The organism is Larkinella harenae (genome assembly GCF_054780515.1).
In genome coordinates this window covers 2,402,220-2,426,698 of sequence record NZ_BAAGWE010000001.1, presented here as the reverse complement: position 1 = coordinate 2,426,698, position 24,479 = coordinate 2,402,220, and the positions used below count along the sequence as shown (strand labels likewise).

Below are 24,479 nucleotides of genomic sequence, written 5' to 3'. Positions count from 1 at the left end.
CATCCCCCGGGTTTTGCTATCTTTGCGTTCATGCAAGGCTCCATCCTGATCATCGACGACGAAGACCGCCTTCGTCAATTGTTAGCCCGTCTTCTCAGCCTTGAAGGGTACCGGGTTCTCGAAGCCAACAACGCCCGCAACGGCCTTCGGGTGCTGGAAAACGATGAGGTTCATCTGGTGATCAGCGACGTGAAGTTGCCCGACAAAAACGGCATTGAGCTCTCTACTCAGATTAAACAACTTTATCCGGCAACTGAGATCATTGTTCTGACGGCTTTTGGTACCATCGCCGATGGCGTAACGGCCATCAAAAACGGTGCGTTCGATTACATTACCAAGGGCGATGACAACGACCGCATTATCCCGCTCGTCAGCCGGGCCATCGATAAAGCTCAACTCCAGTTTCGTATTCGGCAGCTGGAGCGAAAAGTCAGCCAGCGTTACGGTTTTGAGAACATTATCGGCCCATCAAAAGCGATTAAACAGGCCGTTGATTTAGCGAAAAAAGTAGCCACTACCGACACTACGGTGCTATTAACCGGCGAAACCGGTACGGGAAAAGAAGTATTTGCCCAGGCTATTCACCAGGCCAGTGCCCGACACGCAGCCTCTTTCGTTGCCATCAATTGCAGTGCTTTGGGCAAGGAAATTCTGGAAAGCGAGCTGTTCGGCCACCGGGCGGGGGCCTTTACGGGAGCCGCTCGAGACAAAAAAGGCTTGTTTGAAGAAGCCCACAAAGGCACGATTTTTCTGGATGAAATTGGCGAAATGGCACTCGATCTGCAAGCTAAGCTCCTGCGCGTGCTCGAAACCCAGGAATTTCTGCGCGTCGGCGATACCAAACCCACCAAAGTGGATGTACGCGTTGTGGCCGCCACCAACCGCGATCTGGAGCAGGAAGCTACTGCCGGTCATTTTCGCCTGGATTTATACTACCGGCTTTCGGTTTTTCGTATTGATTTGCCCGCACTTCGAGACCGGCGGGATGATATCTTAGCCCTGGCGGAGCAATTTACCCACCAAAGCGCCTTGAAGATCGGGAAACGGGATTTGAAAATCAGCCCGGAATTTGCGCAACACCTTCGCCAACATCACTGGAAGGGTAATATTCGGGAATTGAAAAACGTCATTGAGCGGGCCGTAATCCTGACCGACGGTCCGGAATTGACGCCAAACCTGCTTCCCTACGACCTGTTGTACGCTGATCGGACGAATTCGAATGGTCCGGTATACGATCTGGCTCAAATTGAAGAAAACCACATTCGGCACGTTCTTCACCATACCGGTGGCAACAAGACCGAAGCCGCGCGGCTTCTCAACATCGGCCTAACGACCTTGTACCGCAAAATCACTGAATACCAGATCAGCTAGAAGTTAAAAAAATAAGAGTGAAGCGTGAAGAATCGGCCCCGTCAGAATACAATTATCCGGAAAAGCAAATTCTTACCTCTTCACTCCGTACTCTTCACTTAATCATTAATAGGCCGTTGCTGTCACGGGGCTGTTCGACGAGATGAACGACAGCAAGTCGTCGTTCAGTTGATCTTTCTGCGTGAAAAACAAACCGTGGGGCTCTCCTTCATATACCAGCAATTGCGACTGCGGAATCAGGGCGTGCGTTTTCTGACCCGATGATTCAAACGGTACCGTCTGATCCGAATCACCGTGGATGATCAGGGTTGGCACCGTAATGGCAGTCAGATCAGCCCGGAAATCCGTGCCGGAAAATGCTTTTGCGCACTCAATCGTTGCTTGGGGTGAACCCAGCAGCGCCAGCATTTGATCCCGTTTCAGGTGCGAATCGCTCACCGGGTGGCTTAGCAGACTAACCCCGTAAAATTGTTTACCGAACGTTGCCAGAAAATCGGCGCGATCAGCCTGAATCTGCTCCAGCATCTCGTCAAAGACTGACTGATCAACCCCATCCGGATTGTCATCGGTTTTCAGTAAAAAAGGGGTCACTGCGCCAACCAAAACGATTTTTGACACCCGGTCTGATCCATATCGGCTCAAATACCGTACGACTTCACCACCACCCATCGAGAAACCAACTAGGGTAACATTATTCAGATCCAGCTCGTCCAGAACGGCTTTCAGGTCTTCAGCTAATGTATCGTAATCGTATCCGTCCCAGGGTTTCGACGACTTACCGAATCCCCGGCGATCATAGGCAATGCAACGCAATCCATGTTTGGGCAGCTCCGTCATCTGATACTCCCACATTTCATGGCTCAAAGGCCAGCCATGAATCAATACCACGGGATTTCCCGTTCCCCAATCCTGATAGAACAGATTGACTGGTTCGCCATTGGCTGCAGTCCCAGCTTGAATGTAACTCATAACGTTGTTAATTAAAATGGTGTCTTATACTAACGGCTCCTTTCAATCAACGGTTTTAATTTCTGAAAAATTTAATAGAGCGCCAACGTTGGAGACAGTGGCCGCCGTTTCAAAAAGAATCAAAAAGCCCCAGCTGGCGTTTCCGCAAAAAACGGCTGGTATCCAGCTTGGGCAACCGACCGTCAGGCATGTATTTTTTAACCGCCAGATGGTGAAACTGCCGGATTTGTTCGGCCAATTTGCCTTCCCCCGACATCCGTGTACCGAACCGGGAGTCGCTCAGTTGCCCGCCGTGACAATCCTGAATTTGATTCAGCACTTTATCAGCCCGATCCGGGTAATTTTTACGAATCCAGTCTTCAAACAACGGACCAATAGCGCCATTCAACCGCACAATGGTGTAACCAGCCCAAACTGCTCCGTGCAATGCTGCGGCTTCCACCAGTTTTGGAATTTCCTGATCCGTCAGACCAGGAATAATCGGGGCCGTCATCACGCCCACTGGCACACCAGCTGCGGACAACTCGCGAATGACCTGCAACCGACGCCGGGCCGTCACCGTACGCGGCTCCATGACTTGCCGCAGATTTTCGTCCAGCGACGTTATCGTAATGAGAACCATGACCAAATTTTGGGCCGCCAGTTGCTGTAAGATATCCTTATCACGCAGGACGAGTGCATTTTTGGTAATAATACTGACCGGATTACGATACAGAAGGCACAATTCCAGAATTCGGCGGGTCAATCCAAAATGCCGTTCGGCCGGTTGATAGCAATCCGTATTTCCAGACAGGTGAATCACTTCCGGCTGATAGTTTTTTGAAAGAAATTCCTTTTCCAGCAACTCCGGGGCTTTTTTCTTGACCATAATTTTGCGTTCGAAATCCAGCCCAGCCGAATACCCCCAGTATTCATGAGAATTGCGCGCGTAGCAGTAAATGCAGCCGTGCTCACAGCCCATGTACGGGTTTACAGAAGCAATGAAGCCGATATCCGGGCTATTCGGCCGACTGACAATCTGTTTTGAGTCATCCTGATAAAACCGGGTGCGAATGGTGAGCTCCGGGAAATCCTCATCAGGAACATTTTGTTCAGCGTCCGGTTCTATTTGCAAAGCCTGAAACCGGTTATGGGCGTTGAACTGAGCTCCGCGTCCTCGCAGATAGTCGTGTTTCATACCGTTATATCATAACAATTATAGCGCAATAATATATATTTGCCATATATAACACAAGTATATTACAGTATTGTTATTGACTGACCTGTCGATCCAACAAAGGCGGTGTTAATTTTTCTTAAATCAGGTCCTTACATTGTCAACCTATGCGTTTATAGCGAACTTGCGGCTGATTATGAGATTTTTGTTCATCCTCTTCTTTCTATCTTTCACCGCCTGGTCGCAAACGCCGAAATACATCATCGGCAAAGTGCTGGATCAGGAGACCAATCAGGGCGTTGGTAATGCCAGCGTGATTAATAAGCGCTCGTTGGCAGTTGGCCGCACCAATCAGATTGGAAATTACTATTTGCAAGTCAAACCCGGCGACTCCATTGTTGTCACCAGCCCAACGCACGGACGGAAAGCGTTTCTTTGGGACGGTTCAACCCAACAGCCGGTCATGCGGATGAAGCGAGAACTGGCTGATAATGTGATTAATCTGGAAGAGGTGACCGTTCGCGGAAAACAGGAAGCCGAACTAAAACGGGAGCTGGAAGCACTCTTGAGCGAACCAGAAGCCAAACGGGGAGTCAGTGCCGAGCAGGTGTTGGACCGGGCCGCTTCCGGATCGGTGATCACCTTATTATATGAAGCCTTTAGCCGACGGGCTAAATCCGACCGAAAAGCCCTGGTTCTGATGCAGGAAGATCGTCGACGTAAACTAGCTTCTTATCGTTTTGAGCTAGTTGCCGGTAGAGCTACGGATCTAAAGGGCGAAGAACTGAGTAAATTTAGAGAGTTTTGCCAGTTTGATGATATGTCCATCCTGCAGGCCAGCGAATATGAGCTCACTTTTGCCATTCTGCAACACCTGAAAGCGTATAAAAGATAATGCGCAACCCGATTTCTTCCTCGACCAACTCATAAGTGGTATTACTTACCAAAAACAAAAAAGCCATGCGGGATTTCCCTCATGGCTTTCTGATTTACTCAACGTTATGAAAAACTTTTCTTTTCAATGCAAATATATCATATAAATAATTACGTAAAACCTAAATGAGGAAAAATTTTTTGTTGAATCGAATAAATACTAAATAAACAACTATCTATCAATCTATTAGGCAACAAAAAATAAACCAAAAATTAGACAACTTAGTAAGTACAACTACTTAGTTACTATCATGCATTATCTGACCATCCCGAATTGTAAGTCTCCGGTCGGCCATAGTAGCCAGTAAATCATTATGGGTTACAATGACAAATGTTTGCCCCAACTCATTACGTAACCGAAAAAAGAGCTGATGGAGTTCCTCAGCATTGTGTGAATCCAGATTTCCACTTGGTTCATCCGCAAAAATGATAGCGGGAGAATTGATCAATGCCCTCGCCACCGCGGTTCGCTGTTGCTCCCCTCCTGATAATTGAGATGGCAAATGATCCTTGCGGTCACCTATTCCTAAAATATTTAATAATTCGGTTGCCCTGGCGCGCACCTTTTTTTCTTCATTCCCCGCGATAAAGCCTGGCAAACAGACATTTTCAAGCGCCGTAAATTCCGCCAGCAAATTGTGAAACTGAAAAACGAATCCTATTTTTTCATTCCGAAACCGGGCCAACTCCTTCTCATTCAGGCCAAATATATTCTGCCCGGCCAACGTAACCTGACCGGAATCAGGCCGGTCAAGCGTTCCTAAAATGTGCAACAAGGTACTCTTTCCGGCTCCGGATGCGCCCACAATGGAAACGATCTCGCCCGCTTGAATACTTAAATTAATTCCTTTTAAAACAGGCAATTCGCCATGCGAACGGGTCAAATCAACGGCTTTCAGCAGGGGTTCCATACAATTACGAATCGGGTTGAGCTTGGTGATTCTGGTCCGTGCTCAGCCCTGTGGCCGCCAGCACACCAGAATCAACGAATGAATAAATAAGCCGGATTTCAGCGCTTTGAAGTAACCGGCCAGGACAAGGTACAACGACGGTTTGACTACCAATCGACCCCGTTGCTGAAGATTAAAAGCGAAAGAAGTTGTTACACTACATTTCGTTAACCTATCTTTACCGCGAAAATAGTCTTTTTTTCACCATTCCTTGTTTCGCTCAATATGAACATTCACGAGTACCAGGGCAAAGAGATATTAAAAAACTACGGTGTCCGGGTTCAGGAAGGCATCGTAGCCGAATCACCCGAAAAAGCCGTTGAAGCCGCCAAGCAGATCATGGCGCAAACCAATTCCAAGTTTGTCGTGATCAAGTCGCAGATTCACGCCGGAGGTCGTGGAAAAGGAAAAATCCAGGGCTCGGAACAACGCGGGGTTCAATTAGCCAAGTCAGTTGATGATGTACGGGAAATTTCCAAGAATATCATTGGCAATGTGCTGGTAACCCACCAGACCGGCCCCGAAGGGAAGAAAGTGAACAAAGTACTGGTGGCCCAGGATGTTTACTACCCCGGCGCTTCCGAACCCAAAGAATATTACATCGGAATTCTGCTCGACCGCGCCAAATCCTGCAATGTTATCATGGCCAGCACCGAAGGTGGTATGGACATTGAGGAGGTTGCTGAGCACACACCGGAAAAGATCGTAAAAGAATGGGTTGACCCGACCATTGGTTTACAGGCTTTTCAGGTCCGCAACATTGCTTTTGCGCTGGGCTTGGAAGGTGAGGCTTTCAAAGAAATGGTGAAATTCATCGGGGCGCTGTACAAAGCGTACGTCGAAACGGATTCATCCATGTTTGAAATCAACCCGGTTTTAAAAACATCCGACAATAAGATTCTGGCCGTGGATGCCAAAGTCAATCTGGACGACAATGCCCTGTATCGCCATCCGGACCTGAAAAACCTCCGCGACATCACAGAAGAAGATCCGCTCGAAGTAGAAGCTACCGCCAATGACCTGAACTACGTCAAACTGGACGGCAACGTCGGTTGTATGGTGAACGGGGCAGGTCTGGCCATGGCCACGATGGATATCATCAAACTGTCGGGTGGTGAGCCTGCCAACTTCCTGGACGTGGGGGGTGGTGCCAACGCGAAAACCGTTGAAGCCGGTTTCCGGATTATTCTGAAAGACCCGAACGTGAAAGCGATTCTGATCAACATCTTCGGGGGAATCGTTCGTGGAGACCGTGTGGCTACCGGGGTTGTGGAAGCTTACAAAGCAATTGGCGACATCAAAATTCCGATTATTGTCCGTCTCCAGGGTACCAACGCCGAAGAAGGTGCGCGTATTATCGACGAATCCGGCCTGAAAGTTTACTCAGCCGTTCAGTTGAAAGATGCTGCTGAACGCGTGAAACAGGTACTGGAAGGAGTACAATAAGAAACGTAGACTTACAACGCGAAGAGGCCGAAGGAAATATTCTTTCGGCCTCTTCGCGTTGTAATAACTTCCCTTCCGTTATCTCCGTTGATAGTATTTCATCGCATCCGGCATCTGTTTCTGCAAATCCCGAATCCGGCGCTCATCGGATGGGTGCGTTGACAAGAACTCTGGTGGTTTCTGCCCGGATCCGGCTTTAGCCATCCGGCCCCAGAAGTTAACCGCTTCCTGCGGATTGTAACCCGCCATCGCCATAAAAATTAAGCCCAGTTTATCGGCCTCTGACTCCTGCGAGCGGCTGTGCGGTAACGCCCGGCCCACCTGATAGGCAACCGGCAGCCCGGCTCCAACGGCCTGCAACAGCAACGCATTGGTCTGGCTCCGCTGGTTTTGCGACAGTGAGCCCAAAACGAGTTGCCCGCCCTGCATCAATCCATTGGCCAGCAAGCCTTCGCTCATCCGTTCGTTGCCGTGCTCAGCAATGGCGTGCGATACCTCATGCCCCATGACCGTTGCAACGCCCGCTTCGTTTTGGGTGTACGGCAGAATACCCGTATAAAAGGCCACCTTCCCCCCCGGCATACACCAGGCATTCACCTGCGGACTCTCGATCAGGTTGAATTCCCACTGAAAACCGTTCAGACGGGAGCTGAGGTTGTTGGCGGCCATATACGATTCGACCGCTTTTTGAATACGGGACCCTACCCGCTTGATCATATCTTCCTGTGCCCCAGATCGAACCACCCTGCTGGTATCCAGTACTTCTTTATAATTCGTAAAACTCAAGGGCAGCATTTGTGAACTTGGAATTAATACCAGTTGGTTGCGGCCGCTGATCGGCACTTTCTGACAGGCAATAACAAGGCCAATCATCATCATGGCCATCATCGCTCTTTTCATAGTATGATATAGTTGTGTTTTAAGTTTCAGACGCTAAAACTACCTACAAGAGACTGTTGAAAGCCCCCGTTTGTTCAAATTTTTTAACAAGCTTGTGGTTGAGCCGTCTTTCCTGTTTAGATTTGCGACGAAAGAAAAAGTTTAAGTCGCATGAAAATCATTGCCGTCGGGCGCAACTACGCCGAGCATATTAAGGAACTGAACAACGAACAACCCGACGACCCGGTTATTTTCACGAAACCTGAAACGGCCATTCTGCGACCCGGCGATCCGTTTTTCTACCCCGATTTTTCCACCGACGTTCACCATGAGGTCGAACTCATCGTGCGCATCAGCCGAACCGGTAAAAACATTGACCAAAAGTTCGCCCATCGGTATTACGACGAGATCGGCGTGGGCGTTGATTTCACGGCCCGGGACCTGCAATCGAAGCTCAAAGCCAAAGGTTTACCCTGGGACTTAGCCAAAGGTTTCAACGGTTCGGCGCCCATGTCTCCCTTTATTCCCAAATCGGATTTTCCGGATTTACGCAATCTCAATTTCCGGCTCGACGTTAACGGAGAAACCCGGCAGGCCGGAAATACGTCCATGATGTTGTTCCAGATCGATTACCTGATTTCGTTTGTTTCAAACTATTTTCTGCTTCTTCAGGGCGACATTCTGTTTACCGGAACCCCTAAGGGCGTCGGTCCTGTGCAGGTCGGAGATCGCCTGACGGCATACATCGAAGACCGGAAAATGCTGGAGTTTGACGTAAAATAAGCAACGGTTCAGGGAGTGGGATTATGGTAAGAATGGTGAGAAATAAACGACTTCGTGCCTTTGGAATGAGCTTGCTTTGGCTTGTTCATGTAGCCGTCTGGGCGCAAAAACCGGACAATACAATTTTGAAAGCTGTTCAGCCCGGCTATCTTTTGTTTCCAATTATGCCCGGCGAAGCTAATTCACTTTCGGGTGGCCTGGGCGATTTGCGCCCCAACCATTTCCACGCTGGCATTGACATCCGAACCGCGCAACGCGAAGGATTGGATGTGTACGCTGCCGCTGATGGGTATGTGTCGCGCATTGCGGTTTTTACCGGAGGCTACGGAAATGTTATCTTTATCAAGCATCCTAACGGGCTCACCACGGTGTATGGGCACCTGAAAACCCTGAACGATACGCTGGGCAATTACCTGCGGGCTGAGCAATACAAAAAGCAAACATTTGAAATTGATCTCCGCCCGGCACCGAACCAGTTTCCGGTAAAGAAGGGACAAATTGTCGCGTTGTCGGGCAATACCGGAGGATCGGGTGGCCCGCACCTTCACTTTGAAGTTCGCGACGACAAAAACAACTTACTCAACCCTTTACTGTTTGGTTTTCAGGAAATTGAAGACAATCTCGCCCCAATTTTTGAGCGCATTGCTCTGCAACCGCTCACGCCCGCATCCCGTGTGAACGGACAGGCCGGTCGGCTGGCGCTTGCACCGGTCCGGCGCCCCAACGGCGATTACGTCCTGACACAACCCATTACTGCCAATGGCCTCATCGGCCTGGAAATCCTCGCCCACGACCGAACCAGCGGATCACCGTTCAAAAACGGTTTGACCTGCATTGAAATCCAGCTGGACGATCAGGAAGTGTTTGCGTACAACATGAACAACTTCCCGAACGAAGAAACCCGGCTGATCAACCTGCACATGAATTACGGCATTGAGCAGTTGACAGGCCAACGGTTTCACCGGTGTTACCTGGCCGATGGCAATACCTTAAATCTGTACCGATACGACAATAAACGGGGTAAACTGCCGCTTTTCGACGGAAAACCGCACGAAGTAACCATCACGCTGTACGACTGTTTCCAGCACACAACCCACTTACGGTTTACGATCCTGCCCGAGTCCGATACGCCGGTAGCGGGTAAGCTCGTACCCAGCAAATTACCAACGGCTATTTTCAGCTCCGTTGAAGAAAACACGCTCATCATCCGGGCCCGCAACTTTCCCTCCGCCACAGCGCCAACCGCTCGCCTGTTTTTCGACGATGAAACTGAAGATTTGGCAGCCAGTTATGTGCGGGCCAATGAAGCGTATTACATTGTTGATCTACAGGAACAGCTGCCCGACTCGGTGCAAATTGGTTCAACTGTTCTTCCCTTGCATTTCAAAACCCGAATCCTGCCCGGCAAATCTGATGCCTACAAAGACGCTTCCGTTACGGTTTCGTTCGCTCCCGAAAGTCTGTACGACACCTTGCATCTAGCAGTTTCAACGATAGGCAACCGTGTATCCATCAACCAGGGCACCATTCCGTTAAAAGATAATATCGAAATCGATTTCGTACCCGCAGCTCCCGTTGCCAACCCCGCCAGAACCCAGATGTACCTGATCAATGGGGCACGACGCTATTACGTGGGGGGCTTCTGGAAAGACAACCATTTCCAGTTCCGCACCCGCCAACTCGGCACGTTCCAACTACTCACAGATGTAAACCCGCCAACGGTTAAATTTGTGCGGAAAGATCACCAGGCGCTGGTCGCAACGGTTAAAGATGATTTATCGGGCCTCGACACGGTTCGGGCGATGGTCAACGGCGAATGGATTCTGATGCAGTATGATTATAAACGGGCATTGATCTGGTCGGATAAACTCGATCCTCTGAAACCGTTTGAGGGGTCGGTGGTGTTGGAAGTAAAAGATCGGGCCGGTAACTGGGCGACCGTCAGGGCTACCCTTCCACCCGCTCCCCGGCCAATGGTTACCGATTTGGAAACCGATCCGGACAACGAAAACTAAGGTTTCGTGGGCAATCCGCTTTTTTTACCGTTATTTGCCCACCGAAAGCGTTAAACCTCAATTAGTATGGCTCTTCAAGTTGGCGACGTAGCTCCAGACTTCGAAACCCGCGACCAGAACGGTAATCCGGTCCGGCTATCGGATTTTCGGGGCAAAAAAGTCGTTCTGTATTTTTACCCCAAAGATGACACGCCCGGTTGTACCGCCGAAGCCTGTAGCCTGCGCGATAATTATGAACACCTGCAAAAAGCAGGCTATGAAGTGCTCGGCGTAAGTGTCGATGACGAGAAATCGCACCAGAAGTTTATCAAAAAATACAACCTGCCCTTTGCGTTGCTGGCTGATACGGATCATACCATTGTGGAAGCTTACGGCGTCTGGCAGGAGAAATCCATGTATGGCCGCAAATTCATGGGCATTGTTCGGACTACTTTCGTGCTGGATGAAACCGGTACCATTACCGAAATGATTACGAAAGTAAATACCGAAAACCACGCGGAACAGATTTTGAAATAGAAGTAAGATCATAGACAAGAGCGTACAGAATTATCCCATTTCTCTTGTCTCAACTCCTTTGTCTTGACATGGAAATCCAAGAATTACAACACATTGCTACGCAGGTCCGGCGTGATATTGTCCGGATGGTTCACGCCGTCAATTCCGGCCACCCCGGCGGTTCACTAGGCTGTACGGACCTTTTGGTTGCCCTCTATTTCGACGTTATGCGGCTAAAGCGTGATGAAGAAGGGCAGGTTATTTTCGATATGGATGCCCGCGATGAAGATGTTTTCTTTCTGTCGAACGGCCACATCTCACCCGTTTTTTACAGTGTTCTGGCCCGGACGGGTTACTTCCCGGTTTCGGAGCTGGCTACCTTCCGGAAAATCGATAGCCGCCTGCAGGGACACCCGGCCACAGCCGAACACCTTCCCGGCATTCGTGTCGCTTCGGGTTCGCTGGGTCAGGGCTTATCCGTTGCCTGCGGAGCTGCGTTTGCCAAGCGACTGAACGGCGACGACAAACATGTATATGTGCTGATGGGCGACGGCGAACAGCAGGAAGGCCAGATTTGGGAAGCGGCCTCCTTTGCGCCCCACCACAAACTCGGCAACCTGACGGCTATCATCGACTTCAACGGGCAGCAGATCGATGGCCCGACCAATCTGGTGATGAACAACCGCGATCTGGGCGCGAAATACCGCGCCTTCGGCTGGAACGTCACCGAAATGCATGGTAATGACATGAGCGACATCATCAAAACCTTGCACGAGTCGAAAACCGATGCAGAAGTACCAACGCTCATCCTGATGAAAACTGAAATGGGCTTCGGCGTTGATTACATGATGGGAAGTCACAAATGGCACGGCGTTGCACCGAACGACGAACAACTCGCCGTTGCCCTGAATCAATTGCCCATTACGGCGGGAATGTCTGATTACTGATCCTTGAACGTACCATGAAAAAATATACATACACCGAAAAGAAAGACACCCGCTCCGGTTTTGGCGCGGGAATCCTTGAGCTGGGTCGCACCAACCCGAACGTGGTAGCCCTGACTGCCGACCTGGCTGGCTCCCTCAAACTGGAAGGCTTTATAAAGGAATTTCCGGAGCGTTACATCCAGTGCGGTATTTCGGAAGCCAACATGATTGGCGTGTCGGCCGGCTTGACCATTGGGGGCAAAATTCCGTTTGCCACATCGTTTGCTAACTTTGCCACGGGGCGGGTCTACGACCAAATCCGGCAGTCGGTTTGTTATTCGAACAAAAATGTCAAAATCTGCGCTTCGCACGCGGGCTTGACGCTGGGCGAGGATGGGGCCACGCACCAGATTCTGGAAGACCTCGGTATGATGAAAATGCTGCCGAACATGACCGTGATTAACCCCTGTGATTTCAACCAGACCAAAGCCGCAACCATTGCCATCGCGGAGTACGAAGGTCCGGTTTACCTGCGGTTTGGCCGTCCGGTGGTGCCTATTTTCACGCCCGCTGATCAAAAGTTTGAGATCGGAAAAGCACTGGTTCTGAATGAAGGACCGGATGTTTCCATTTTCGCGACGGGCCACCTGGTCTGGGAAGCCATCAAAGCCGGTGAAATGCTGGCAGAGCAGGGTATCGAAGCAGATATTATCAACATTCACACGATCAAACCGTTGGATGAAGAAGCCGTTCTGGCGTCGGTTCGCAAAACCCGTTGCGCCGTGTCGGCTGAAGAACACCAACTAAATGGCGGTTTGGGCGATAGCGTGGCACAGGCACTGGCCCGCAACTACCCGGCTCCGCTCGAAATGGTTGGCGTTAACGATAGCTTCGGTGAAAGCGGAACACCCGACCAATTGATGAAAAAGTACGGTTTAACCGCAGAAAAAATTGTTGAGGCTGCCTTGCGGGCCAAAGCGCGTGTCGTTTAAAGTTTACGGTTTATAGGTTACGGTTTACGGTGGCTGACGCATTTCACTTCCTGTAACCTATAACCCGTAAATCGTAAACCATAAACCAACCCAATGACTGACGAGGAACTCCTGCAAAAATACCGTGATCCGCAAAGCCGGAACTATGCCTTTAATCTGCTGGTCCGCCAATACCAGCAGAAAATTTATTGGCATATCCGGAAAATGGTCATCGACCACGATGACGCCGACGATCTGACGCAGGAAACCTTTATCAAAGTATGGAACTCATTGGAGAATTTCCGGGGCGATTCGCAATTGTATACCTGGATTTACCGGATTGCGACAAACGAGTGCTTAAACTTTTTGAATAAAAAACGCCGACGGTTTTTTCTACCCATCGGTGATGTAGAAGGCGAATTACTGGAAAAGCTTGAAAGTAATTCCGATTTTGTAACGTCGGGAGCGGAGCCATCAGGCGAGGAAATTCAGTTGAAGTTGCAGAAAGCGTTGCTTAAATTACCTGAAAAGCAGCGCCTTGTCTTCAACATGAAGTATTTCGATGACATGAAATATGAAGAAATTTCCGAAATTACGGGCACGTCGGTTGGCGCACTGAAGGCGTCGTATCACCTGGCGGTTAAAAAAATTGAAGAATATCTGAATAGTAATTAAACCTGGTACCAACTTGCTTGTCAAACCGTTGTGCTCATAAGACAATGGAAACGAAAAAACCAATACGACTTGACGAACTAGACCGGCACCATCCGCTGAAAAGTGTCCCCTTCACAACTCCAGAAGGCTATTTTGACACCCTACCGTCGCGGATTCAAGCCGAAACGGCCCGCCGTTCCACCCGTTTCACGATCAGCTGGTCGTGGCAACGGTCCGTAGCGACGCTGGCCGGGGCGGGTTTGGTGGCCGCTTTGGTCTGGTTTACGTACCCTCAAAAACAGGACTCGCTCGAACCGGAACTGCTGAGTAATGTGAGTACCGCTTCCATGATCGATTACCTTCAGGATCAGGACATTTACCTGGAAGACTATTCTGATCTGTTCGATGCGCGTGACAAGCCCAGCGATTCCCGATTAATTCGCGAATTACACGTTTCGCCAGAGGCCATTCAGCAAATGGTTGAAGAAGAAGCCGCCGGGACCTAACCATCTGAGTAGTTTATGGGTTTAGCCATTAAACCGCTAAGCTAAATCTACTTAACTATGACCGACTATTTATTCTTATTTATTCATATGAAATCGTTCACCCGCATACTGGTTTTGTTCTTTGGCCTGCTGCTAACGCTGCCGGCCGCTGCTCAGAGTCAGGATCGCCAAAAAATAGAAAGTGCAAAGATTGGCCTGATTACGAATCGCTTGAATCTGACTCCCGAACAGGCTCCCCAATTTTGGCCTGTTTATAACGAATACAGCGACAAGCGTCGGGATATTTCGCGCCAACTCCGCCGGTCCAACAAACCCGGAGGTAATACACCCATGAACGAACTGAATGAATCGGTTGAGCTCAAACAGAAGCTGGTTGATCTGGAAAAAGAATATAACTCGCGGTTCTTAAAAGTAATTTCGGCCCAACAGCTTCAGGAGTTACACAATACCGAACGAATGTTCAACAAAATGCTGATGGATCAGCTCCGATCGAATTAACAAGTCTTTGCTATACTACACGATGACCACAAGCCCGGCCCATGGCCCGGGCTTTGTGTTTTCCGGATCAGCTTTCCTCTACAAAATACATATCGGTCCGACCTTTGTTCTTCGCTTCAATCTTCCCAACCGCCCAGGCAAAGGGCATGTAAAACGGCGACCGAATGAGCATTGACTCCTTATTGGGATAAACGAGAGTCCCGGTAGTATCCACCAGCCACCAATCGGCCAGCAATTCGCCGATGCCCGCAATCAGACCCAACACCAACAGTTTTCGCAGGAAGCTATCCGCATCCAGCCACGCAAACAGGAGCATCAGCGAGTAGATGCCATAGGCCAGCCGCCGATTGCCACTTCAGCCCTTTCCGATAACGCATTTGGTCAAACCAGCGAAAAGAAAGTAGGATGACGGGTTCGTGTAAATCCCAAAGCGTACACTTAGGAAGCATTGGAACCCGATCCCTTGATGATGTTGTTGACAGCCTGGCGAGCCGCTTCGTTGGCTGTTCTAACTGCTAATCAACCACATACGGTTGTATATTGCCGATTCAAGCAGCAAGAAAATGGGAGAATGCCAACAAATGATGAAAAAATATTCTCTGGATCAGATCACCAGTTGACAACCGAAACTATTTGTAGTACGTTTGGCAGACAACAATTGATGTACCTGTTGTAGTCCAGCTGATGAACCTCCGGAAAGCCGAGGAGTATATCCTTACCAAACTGAAACGTGACCTCGCTCCTACCCTTTTTTACCACGGTATTCATCATACGCTGGACGTTGTTGACGTAGCCTTTCAACTGGCGCAGGCCGAAAACGTTACGAATTCGGATGCACTTATTTTACTCCGAACGGCAGCCCTCTACCACGATTGTGGTTTCGTCACCACGTATCAGGGCCATGAAGCGGAAGGGTGCCGCGTAGCGCACGAAACACTCCCCAAATTTGATTACACCACCGAACAGATTGAACGGATTTGTGGCATGATCATGGCTACCAAAATACCGCAAAATCCGCACAATTTACTCGAACAAATCCTCTGCGATGCGGACCTGGATTACCTGGGCCGGTCCGATTTTGAACCCATTGCTCACACGCTTTTCCAGGAATTGAAAGCCCGCGAAATGGTGAACGAAGAAGCTGCCTGGAACCGGATTCAGGTACGTTTTCTGGAAAGCCATCATTACTGGACGACCACCGCCCAAACCTTACGACAAACCAGTAAGCAGCAGCACCTGAACAAACTGAGGGACATTGTCAGCCATTACCCGGCCTGACCGTAGCTACGGTTTGGAGCTTTTCGTTTTGGAGCCGAATGCGCTGGCATAAAATCCGCATGATATTGCGCAACACTTCTTCCCGTTCTTCCATCAGGTCATAAAAATCTTCGTGATCGATGCGGAACAGCAACACATCGGATGCCGCCAGGGCCGAAGCAGACCGTGGCTCGGCGTCGAGCAGCGCCAACTCTCCGAATACATCTCCTCGTTCAAACTGCGCCAGCCGTTCTTTTCGGTCGTAAATATCCACTGAGCCAGAATAAATGACGAACATACACGTTCCGATTTCGCCCTTTTCGAAGATTGTCTGCCCTTCCTGGAAGGTCACTTCTTTCATGATGGGTGCAATCGTACTCAGAATATTTTCCGGGGTATCGGCAAACAGACGGGTACTTTTCAAAACAATAACCCGCTCGAAATCGGAAATATGACCTTCTTCAGCTTTCATAAGTTGACCAGAAATAGTAGGATAATCGGACAGCAGGTGCTGGTACCAATCGGGATGTTGCGATTGAACAAGTTGCAGAACACCGTCGGCACTTTCACTCAGCAGCTGAATCGAATGGTGTACATACTGACCTAATAAACGCGTATTGGCCAGCGAACGGGGCGTCCACCGGCGTAGGGCCACGCTCAGCGTCCAGGCCGAAAACAGGGTTTCTCCCTGTTGGAGAATAAAGGTCAGTAACGGTTCTTCCGCGTGAAAGGTACCCACCTGTCCATCCATCAGACGCACTTTTTCCGGCACCGAAATATCATCAATCAACGTTTGCAGACACTGATAAACAACTCGCGGTATCATGTTATCGAGCATCTCCAGCGCATTGGCCCGGCGCTCCCGCGATGCATGATTGATGCTGTTCTGAACGCTGGTAATCACATCGCGGTCGTAAAGTTGCATGAGCAGGAAGAAAATCCGCTGCAATAACAAGCCCATTTCGTAATCCAGGCAGGCCAGCAGTTCGCGGTCGTTTTTGTGCAGACTACCATGCAACAACCGTTGCGCCAATTGCAACTCCTCTTCCAGGATCGCGTGGTAAACTGAGGGGTCAGCAGGTTGAACGCTCAAATGACTCAAAGCCCGCAAAGCCGCCATCCGCACCGTTAAATCAGGTTGGTTGACGAGCGAAGTGAGCAATGCATGACTTGCGGCCGTATCAATTTTAGCACAAACGGCGGCTATTCGTCGCATTAGAGACCGTTCTTTTACTACAGGCACCATTTGCTGCAACAAAGGAAGAGCTGTTTCCTGCATCCCGCCTAAGCTTTGGGCCGCCCTCCGCCAGTACACCCGATCCGCCAGGAGTTTAACCAATTGGTGCGTTAACTCCTTTTCGCGCACAACACCCGCCGTTTGAATGCCCGCATCGACAATGACCGGGTCGGTGCTTTGCAACGAAGCCGCCACGGTGGGGCCGTACTGCGTCAAAGACAGTTCGCGAATGCTCTCCAGCACCGCCAACTGATCGGCCTGGTCGCCTGACCGGCTCAGGTCCTCAAAACTTGAAACAGCCAATTGGTGCAGTGCCGGTTTATCCCAGCTCCCCCCAATTGCCCCTTTGCGAATGGCCAAATCTGAATGCTGAAGCAGTTTGGTCACCACCGCCACGTCGGTCTGCGGCAAATGACTGTACAATCGGCTGGCTAATTCCCGTATGGCCGGGTCTGGCTCCTGCATCACTAGGGCGTATAAACTGCGGGCCTCTACCGGAATCTTTAGCACTTGAAGGGATTCCAGGGTAAACCGACGCACCTGAACGTCGGCATGTTTCAGCAAGCCGTTCGCAGCCTCAGCCAGTTTTGCCGGGCGATGGGTTTTCAGCCAGCTAATGGCATTGACCACTTCCTCAACCCGGTCACTTTGCAGATTTTTCTGAATCAGCTTCAGCACTTCATCCGGAGCGGCCATCTCGTTAGTCGCCAGAAACCGTCGGCTGAGGGCCGTTTTAAGCTCATGGAGGTAATTGCGATAGGTCCGGCTTAGCAACCCAAAAGCCACCAACGTTCCGAGACCGATCCAAACAAACGGCATCCATTCATTGATGGCGGGGAATGCGTGAAAAACATAAATCAGAATTCCGGCCAGTGCCATGCCAAGCGGTTCATAAAAACCTTTGACGAGCGTATGGCCCTGCAACCGCTGAGTCGTAGTCAATGGCTGAAAAAGGACCAGAAAAACCGGATCGAACAAGGAACGGCGCACCACTTCAAACCCCAGATAAAGAGCACAGTAATACAGCAGCCACGTTTCTTCACCCACATCCGAAAGAAAGACCACCGCGAAAATCACAACGGCAACCAAGGAAGTGGACGGAAGCAGCTGCAACGAACGGCGAATTCCGAGCCGGTCCAGCGCCGGGCGCGAAACCAGCACCTTGACAACCATAGCCACCAGATACGTCAGCGCCAGCACCGTACTGACATACTGCAACAGGGACGTACTCGCGTGTATTTTATATTTGACGTTGATAAAGAAAGCGTATTCGACACTCGCGGCAATCATGGCTACCGCCACCAGACTCAGGCACATCCAGGTAATCAGTCGGCTATTGCCAAACAGTTGCCTGACAATGCGGGATTGCTCCGGCTGCCGAACCCGTGCCGCGCCGTGCGAGGTGTGAATATCGTGGGACCGATACGTTAGCCGAAGAATGTAGATAGCCGCCAGAAAAGAACCGAACGCAACCAGCAGCAGAAAAAACATATCGGTATGCGCGTGCACCAAAGCCGCCAAAATGGCCCCCAGCGCTTTTGCGGGCATGTCGCCGGAACTGATGACACTAAACAACCGCTTGCTCTGCCGCACATCGAACACCACCGCCGATACGCCCCAGAACTCCAGATTAGTCAGCAGGTAAATCATCCGGAAACCCACCATAATGGCAATAGCCGCCCAGACTGAATGGCCCGCCAGCACCAGCACATCAATGATAAATGTCAGAATAATGACCGCCCAGATCACCCGAACCGCCAATGTTCGCAAAGCCCAATGATGTTCATAATGCGCGTATAACTTTCCCACCCCCATCATCGCAATCGCCGACACTACGTACGCGATGGGCAAACTGGTTTCGGGGTGGTTTTCAAGAAGGATGACATTGGCCGAAACGTAGACCAGGATGGTCCCAATACCGAGAAAGAAGTTATGTAAGAAAAATAACCAGACTGTTCGGATTTCGTGCTGGCGAACACCAATCGAACGATACAACTTTTGCGTTGGCAACATGCCGTTTTCTACTTGGTAATTACAATCAATAATACGGCTTTTCCACCATTCTGCCTACTTTTACACGACATTTTCCAATTTGATCATGGTATCGCAACAAACCCAGAAACCGCATCAGCTCCTACATCCCATTCGCATCGTCACGGCAGGTTCTTTATTCGACGGCCATGATGCCGCCATCAACATCATGCGCCGGCTTATGCAGGCATCCGGTGCTGAGGTTATTCATCTGGGGCACAACCGCTCGGTGGCCGAAATTGTTGATTGTGCCATTCAGGAGGATGTGCAGGGCATTGCAATCACCTCGTACCAGGGTGGACACCTGGAATTCTTCAAGTATATGATTGATTTACTTCAGGAACGGCAATCTTCTCATATCAAAGTCTTTGGGGGCGGTGGTGGCACCATCCTGCCGACCGAAATCGAAGAACTGCACACTTACGGAGTCACCCGCATTTACTCCCCGGACGACGGCCGGACGATGGGATTGCAAGGCATGATCACGGACTTACTGGAACAGTGCGAACAAGTCTCTCAACCAACGCACCTAAACGGTTCAGCAATGCCTGAGGAGAAGGATTTTAAACTGATCGGTCAACTTATTTCGATGGCCGAAAATGAGCCGGAGCAGAGTTCCAACAGCGAAAAGCTTCATGATCAAATCCGTTCGGTTTTTGAAACCCGAAAGGCTTCAAAAACCGTTCCCGTTCTCGGCATTACCGGAACGGGCGGAGCCGGTAAATCATCGCTGGTGGACGAACTGGTGCGCCGTTTTTTGATTAACATTCCCAACAAAACCGTCGCTATTCTGTCCGTCGATCCCTCGAAGCGCAAAACCGGCGGGGCTTTGCTGGGCGACCGCATCCGGATGAATGCCCTCCATCCGGACTTGGCCGCAGGCCGGGTTTACATGCGTTCCCTGGCCACCCGCCAGGCCAATCTGGCCCTGAGCAAACACGTACGCGATGCCATTGCCATTTGCAAAATGGCACAGTTCGATCTGATCATCATTGAAACATCCGGAATTGGGCAGTCGGATACGGAAATCATTGACCATTCGGATGTGAATCTGTACGTCATGACTGCCGACTACGGAGCAGCCAGCCAGCTGGAGAAGATTGACATGCTCGACTTCGCCGACGGTATTGCCATCAATAAGTTTGACAAACGGGGCTCGCTGGATGCGTTGCGCGATGTCCGGAAACAATACCGCCGAAATCACTGCACTATCCATCCGGCGATCTGGGAAATGGCCGATGATGAATTGCCCATTTGGGGAACCATTGCGTCTCAATTCAATGATGCGGGCCTGAATGCCTTGTTTACCAAACTAATGCAGCTCGTTCAGCAAAAAACCGGAATCCACCTGCTGGAACACGCCATAACCAATGCATACCTAACACCAAATCCGGTTATTCCACCGGATCGGGTCCGGTATCTGGCCGAAATTGTGGAGAGCAGCGAACAGTACGATTCGTTTGTGAACGAGCAAGTTGCCATTGCCCGCAAGCTTTATCAGATAAACGGTGCGCTCGAAACATTGCCAGCCGAAGCAACCGCCGTTATCGATGCGCTAAAAGCTATGTACACGGAGATTGAAAACCGACTACATCCGGATTGCCACCGGCTCCTGAACGACTGGCCCGGCACCCAGCAACTGTACCGGGCCGACACATACCAGTACCAGGTTCGCGATAAAACGATTCACCAAAGTCTGTTCTCAACCTCCTTGTCCGGTTTACGCATTCCCAAAATCAGTCTGCCGCGCCACGAAGACTGGGGCGATACGCTGCGCTGGCTGCTGACCGAAAATGTGCCGGGCGAATTCCCTTACACGGCGGGCGTTTTTCCGCTGAAACGCGAGGGCGAAGATCCGGCCCGGATGTTTGCGGGAGAAGGCGGCCCCGAACGCACCAACCGACGGTTTCACTATGTATCCAAAGGCTTACCGGCCAAACGGCTTTCCACGGCTTTTGATTCGGTCACGCTCTACGGTGAAGACCCGGATTACCGCCCCGATATTTACGGAAAAATCGGCAACTCAGGCGTCAATATCTGTACCCTCGATGATGCCAAGAAATTGTACAGTGGATTTGACCTCTGTAACCCGGCTACATCGGTTTCGATGACCATCAATGGTCCTGCTCCTATGCTCCTCGGTTTTTTCCTGAATGCCGCCATCGACCAGCAATGTGAATTGTATTTAAAAGAAAAAGGTGACGAGTGGAAAGCCCAGGAGGGCGGGGTGAGTTATCAGGGTAACCTGCCCGATGGCAACGACGGTTTAGGGCTCATGTTGCTGGGAACGACGGGCGACCAGGTCTTGCCCAGAGACGTTTACGAGAAGATAAAAGCACATACCCTTCGGCAGGTTCGCGGAACGGTTCAGGCTGATATTCTGAAAGAGGATCAGGCGCAGAATACCTGCATCTTTTCGACGGAATTTGCCCTGCGCATGATGGGCGATATCCAGCAGTATTTCACCGAAAATCAGGTTCGTAACTTTTACTCGGTTTCCATCTCGGGGTATCACATTGCCGAAGCAGGTGCCAACCCGATTTCTCAACTGGCATTTACCCTCTCCAACGGGTTTACGTTTGTCGAATATTACCTCGCGCGGGGTATGCAGATCGATGACTTTGCCCCCAATCTATCGTTCTTTTTCTCCAACGGGATGGACCCCGAATACTCGGTTTTGGGGCGTGTTGCCCGGCGCATCTGGGCCAAAGCCATGAAGTATAAATACAAAGCCAACGAGCGTTCGCAAAAACTAAAATACCACATTCAGACGTCGGGCCGGAGCCTTCATGCCCAGGAAATTGCATTCAACGACATCCGAACCACGCTTCAGGCCCTAACGGCTTTGTCGGACAATTGCAACTCACTGCATACGAATGCCTACGATGAGGCCATCACCACACCAACTGAGGAAAGCGTTCGACGGGCAATGGCTATCCAGCTGATTATCAACAAAGAATTTGGATTACTAAAAAACGAAAACCCGTTGCAGGGCGCTTTCATTATCGAGGAATTAACGGATTTGGTTGAACAGGCCGTTTTGAATGAATTCCGTAGTTTGAACGAGCGCGGGGGCGTTCTGGGGGCGATGGAACGCATGTACCAGCGCAGCAAAATTCAGGATGAGTCAATGCTGTACGAAATGCAGAAACACAGCGGCAAACTACCCATCGTGGGTGTTAATACGTTTCTGGACCCGAACGGTTCGCCAACGGTTTTGCCGCAGGAAGTCATCCGCTCGACCGATGCCGAAAAACGGTACGCCATTGAATCTCGCCGGGCCTTTCAGGAGCGAAATGGCGAGGCCGCCCAGCATGCCCTGCAAGGGCTGAAGCAAACGGCGCTGGCCAATGGCAATATTTTTGAAGCACTGATGGAAGCCACCAAAGTGTGCTCGCTCGGGCAACTGTCGCGGGCCTTGTACGAGGTAGGTGGGCAATACCGCAGAAATATGTAACTTACCAATTCCGCGCGCCCTTTCCTAAACGCGGGAAACTCCTTATCCTGAACCCCATTCTACCAAATTGCTCATGGTCTGGAAACAACCAACCGATCCGTTTAACAACATTATTCTGTCCGTGCTGGTGGCGGCCCTTCCCATTCTGTTCATTTTTTGGGCGTTGATCATTCGGAAAATGAAAGGCTATCAGGCCAGCTTACTCGCTACGGTTATTACGGGGCTGCTGGCGCTGTTCGTCTACGGAATGCCGGTTAAGCTAGCCCTTTTATCCATTGGACACGGTGCCTTGTACGGGTTGTTTCCAATTTGCTGGCTGGTGATCATGGCGGTTTTTCTGTTTAACATCACCGTTCGAAGCGGCCAGTTTGAGATCATCAAGCATTTCATGGGATCGATTACTTCCGACCGGCGACTTCAGGCGTTGCTGATTGCGTTTTCGTTCGGATCGTTTCTGGAAGGAACCGCCGGCTTCGGCGCCCCGGTGGCCATTACGGCCGCGATGCTGGTTGGTCTGGGGTTCAATCCGCTTTATGCGTCGGGCATCTGCCTGATTGCCAATACCGCACCGGTTGCCTTTGGCTCCATCGGGATTCCCATCACCGTAGCCTCTCAGGTATCCGGCATCCCGGAATTGCCGATCTCCCAAATGGTGGGCCGGACCCTCCCACTGCTGTCGGCCTTGTTACCGTTTTATCTGGTCACTATCATATCCGGTTTCAAAAAAGCCCGGGAAGTGACCCCCGCCCTGTTCGTATCCGGTTTTTCGTTCGCCTTTTTTCAGTGGTTTTCGTCGAATTACCTGGGGCCATTTCTGCCCGATATCATTGCGGGACTTGGCTCTATTATCTGTCTGATGATCTTTCTGAAGTTCTGGAAACCCAAAACCATCTGGCGGTTTGCTGACGAATCTCCTGCGGTGGCAAGCACAACGGTGCGCTATTCGGGCGGAGCGCTGTTGAAAGCCTGGTCGCCGTTTTTTATCCTGACGGTCATGATCATTGCCTGGGGATTACAGCCGATCAAGGACGTTCTGAATGCAACGGGGTCGCTCCAATTCGAGATTCCGGGCCTGCACAACGCCATTCAGGGCAGCGATGGCTCATTCATTCCCAAACTCTTTAAATTCAATTACCTATCGGCCGCTGGAACCGCCATCCTGATGGCTGCTCTCATCACCATGCCGCTCGTCAACATCCCCTACCGCGATGGGCTAAGCATCTTTGCCAGCACGTTGAATCAGTTGAAATTTCCGATCCTGAGCATCACCAGCGTTCTCGGATTTGCGTACATCGCCAACGATTCCGGCATCACCATTACACTGGCCGATGTGCTGGCCAATACCGGCGTCCTATTTCCGTTCTTTGCCCCCGTGCTGGGCTGGCTGGGCGTTTTTATTACGGGCTCCGACACGTCGGCCAACGCTTTGTTCAGCAAACTGCAATACGCTACCGCCGAGTCCATCGGTGTAAGCCCTGTCGTTACCGTGGGTGCCAACGTTTCGGGGGGCGTTGTCGGAAAAATGATTTCCCCGCAATCCATCGCAGTGGCCGCAGCCGCCGGTAACCTCGTCGGGCACGAGTCCGCGCTGTTTCGCTTTACGGTGAAACACAGCTTCATCATGCTGGCGGTTATCTGCGTAATTGTGCTGGCCCAGGCGTATGCCTTCCAATGGATTATCCCCGATTATCAACGGATGGATGCTACTACCGTTGCCGCCACCCCGGATGTAACCAAAGGCTACTGGTACCTGGCGACGCTAACCGGAATCCTGACGGTTTTTGTTCTGCTGGTAGCTCGCCAGAAAAAGAAAGTAGCGGCCAAAGCCTGAGCATCTGCTTATTGTTACCAAAATGGCCACCCTCCTGGTACGGATATCCATGCTCCTCCGGCGGTGCCGGAACATTCAAAAAAACGGACGCATTTACTGCTTTCCAACTCTGTA

20 protein-coding genes are annotated in these 24,479 nt (G+C 50.7%); 14 read left to right on the top strand and 6 right to left on the bottom strand.

Features of this window, described 5'->3' with window-relative positions; all coding sequences use genetic code 11:
• The first annotated feature begins 30 nt into the window (after positions 1 to 30).
• Positions 31 to 1,371 (top strand): sigma-54-dependent transcriptional regulator, encoded by a 1,341-nt coding sequence (locus ACYVH9_RS09980; protein WP_460636165.1) that lies wholly within the window; start codon positions 31 to 33, stop codon positions 1,369 to 1,371.
• Positions 1,372 to 1,476: 105 nt separating this feature from the next.
• Here the strand turns inward: ACYVH9_RS09980 and ACYVH9_RS09975 are convergent, their stop codons facing one another.
• Together ACYVH9_RS09975 and ACYVH9_RS09970 are read right to left on the bottom strand one after the other, a co-directional pair.
• Positions 1,477 to 2,340 (bottom strand): alpha/beta fold hydrolase, encoded by an 864-nt coding sequence (locus ACYVH9_RS09975; protein ID WP_460636164.1) that lies wholly within the window; start codon positions 2,338 to 2,340, stop codon positions 1,477 to 1,479.
• A 109-nt stretch (positions 2,341 to 2,449) separates the two neighbouring features.
• Positions 2,450 to 3,517 carry a PA0069 family radical SAM protein gene (locus ACYVH9_RS09970; RefSeq protein WP_460636163.1) on the bottom strand — a complete coding sequence of 356 codons (1,068 nt, stop codon included), beginning with the start codon at positions 3,515 to 3,517 and terminating at the stop codon, positions 2,450 to 2,452.
• Positions 3,518 to 3,692: 175 nt separating this feature from the next.
• Here ACYVH9_RS09970 and ACYVH9_RS09965 point away from each other — a divergent pair, with 175 nt between their 5' ends.
• Entirely contained in the window at positions 3,693 to 4,391 is a 699-nt protein-coding gene (locus tag ACYVH9_RS09965; RefSeq protein ID WP_460636162.1) for a peptidase associated/transthyretin-like domain-containing protein, read from the top strand.
• A gap of 277 nt (positions 4,392 to 4,668) precedes the next feature.
• On the opposite strand, the gene ACYVH9_RS09960 is transcribed toward ACYVH9_RS09965, so the two are convergent.
• Positions 4,669 to 5,340, bottom strand: coding sequence for an ABC transporter ATP-binding protein (locus tag ACYVH9_RS09960; protein ID WP_460636161.1), 672 nt, complete (start codon positions 5,338 to 5,340; stop codon positions 4,669 to 4,671).
• Between the two features lie 264 nt (positions 5,341 to 5,604).
• On the opposite strand from ACYVH9_RS09960, the gene sucC reads away from it, so the two are divergent.
• Entirely contained in the window at positions 5,605 to 6,825 is a 1,221-nt protein-coding gene (gene sucC / locus ACYVH9_RS09955) for an ADP-forming succinate--CoA ligase subunit beta (protein WP_460636160.1), read from the top strand.
• Positions 6,826 to 6,903: 78 nt separating this feature from the next.
• Here the strand turns inward: sucC and ACYVH9_RS09950 are convergent, their stop codons facing one another.
• Positions 6,904 to 7,725 carry a M48 family metallopeptidase gene (locus ACYVH9_RS09950; protein ID WP_460636159.1) on the bottom strand — a complete coding sequence of 274 codons (822 nt, stop codon included), beginning with the start codon at positions 7,723 to 7,725 and terminating at the stop codon, positions 6,904 to 6,906.
• Positions 7,726 to 7,875: 150 nt separating this feature from the next.
• Between ACYVH9_RS09950 and ACYVH9_RS09945 the strand changes: the two genes are divergently transcribed.
• The 8 genes from ACYVH9_RS09945 to ACYVH9_RS09910 all read left to right on the top strand — a co-directional run bounded on the left by ACYVH9_RS09945 (position 7,876) and on the right by ACYVH9_RS09910 (position 14,552).
• Positions 7,876 to 8,487 (top strand): fumarylacetoacetate hydrolase family protein, encoded by a 612-nt coding sequence (locus ACYVH9_RS09945; protein ID WP_460636158.1) that lies wholly within the window; start codon positions 7,876 to 7,878, stop codon positions 8,485 to 8,487.
• A 65-nt stretch (positions 8,488 to 8,552) separates the two neighbouring features.
• Entirely contained in the window at positions 8,553 to 10,502 is a 1,950-nt protein-coding gene (locus ACYVH9_RS09940) for a M23 family metallopeptidase (protein ID WP_460636157.1), read from the top strand.
• 66 nt (positions 10,503 to 10,568) lie between these two features.
• Positions 10,569 to 11,018: a thioredoxin-dependent thiol peroxidase gene (gene bcp / locus ACYVH9_RS09935; protein WP_460636156.1), complete on the top strand. Its 450-nt coding sequence runs from the start codon at positions 10,569 to 10,571 to the stop codon at positions 11,016 to 11,018.
• 68 nt (positions 11,019 to 11,086) lie between these two features.
• Entirely contained in the window at positions 11,087 to 11,944 is an 858-nt protein-coding gene (locus ACYVH9_RS09930) for a transketolase (RefSeq protein WP_460636155.1), read from the top strand.
• Positions 11,945 to 11,958: 14 nt separating this feature from the next.
• Positions 11,959 to 12,915 (top strand): transketolase family protein, encoded by a 957-nt coding sequence (locus ACYVH9_RS09925; protein ID WP_460636154.1) that lies wholly within the window; start codon positions 11,959 to 11,961, stop codon positions 12,913 to 12,915.
• A gap of 93 nt (positions 12,916 to 13,008) precedes the next feature.
• Positions 13,009 to 13,569 carry an RNA polymerase sigma factor gene (locus tag ACYVH9_RS09920; RefSeq protein ID WP_460636153.1) on the top strand — a complete coding sequence of 187 codons (561 nt, stop codon included), beginning with the start codon at positions 13,009 to 13,011 and terminating at the stop codon, positions 13,567 to 13,569.
• Positions 13,570 to 13,613: 44 nt separating this feature from the next.
• Positions 13,614 to 14,054: a hypothetical protein gene (locus tag ACYVH9_RS09915; RefSeq protein WP_460636152.1), complete on the top strand. Its 441-nt coding sequence runs from the start codon at positions 13,614 to 13,616 to the stop codon at positions 14,052 to 14,054.
• An 87-nt stretch (positions 14,055 to 14,141) separates the two neighbouring features.
• Positions 14,142 to 14,552, top strand: coding sequence for a hypothetical protein (locus ACYVH9_RS09910; protein WP_460636151.1), 411 nt, complete (start codon positions 14,142 to 14,144; stop codon positions 14,550 to 14,552).
• A gap of 67 nt (positions 14,553 to 14,619) precedes the next feature.
• Here the strand turns inward: ACYVH9_RS09910 and ACYVH9_RS09905 are convergent, their stop codons facing one another.
• Entirely contained in the window at positions 14,620 to 14,868 is a 249-nt protein-coding gene (locus ACYVH9_RS09905) for a DUF6989 domain-containing protein (protein WP_460636150.1), read from the bottom strand.
• A 368-nt stretch (positions 14,869 to 15,236) separates the two neighbouring features.
• Here ACYVH9_RS09905 and ACYVH9_RS09900 point away from each other — a divergent pair, with 368 nt between their 5' ends.
• A complete protein-coding gene (locus tag ACYVH9_RS09900) occupies positions 15,237 to 15,830 on the top strand; it encodes an HD domain-containing protein (protein WP_460636149.1) in 594 nt (197 codons plus the stop codon).
• Here the strand turns inward: ACYVH9_RS09900 and ACYVH9_RS09895 are convergent.
• Entirely contained in the window at positions 15,811 to 19,059 is a 3,249-nt protein-coding gene (locus ACYVH9_RS09895) for a cyclic nucleotide-binding domain-containing protein (protein ID WP_460636148.1), read from the bottom strand. The genes ACYVH9_RS09900 and ACYVH9_RS09895 overlap by 20 nt on opposite strands.
• A gap of 85 nt (positions 19,060 to 19,144) precedes the next feature.
• Between ACYVH9_RS09895 and ACYVH9_RS09890 the strand changes: the two genes are divergently transcribed.
• Positions 19,145 to 22,534, top strand: a complete 3,390-nt coding sequence (locus ACYVH9_RS09890) for a methylmalonyl-CoA mutase family protein (RefSeq protein ID WP_460636147.1) — start codon at positions 19,145 to 19,147, stop codon at positions 22,532 to 22,534.
• A gap of 73 nt (positions 22,535 to 22,607) precedes the next feature.
• Positions 22,608 to 24,365, top strand: coding sequence for an L-lactate permease (locus ACYVH9_RS09885; RefSeq protein WP_460636146.1), 1,758 nt, complete (start codon positions 22,608 to 22,610; stop codon positions 24,363 to 24,365).
• Positions 24,366 to 24,479: the final 114 nt, after the last annotated feature.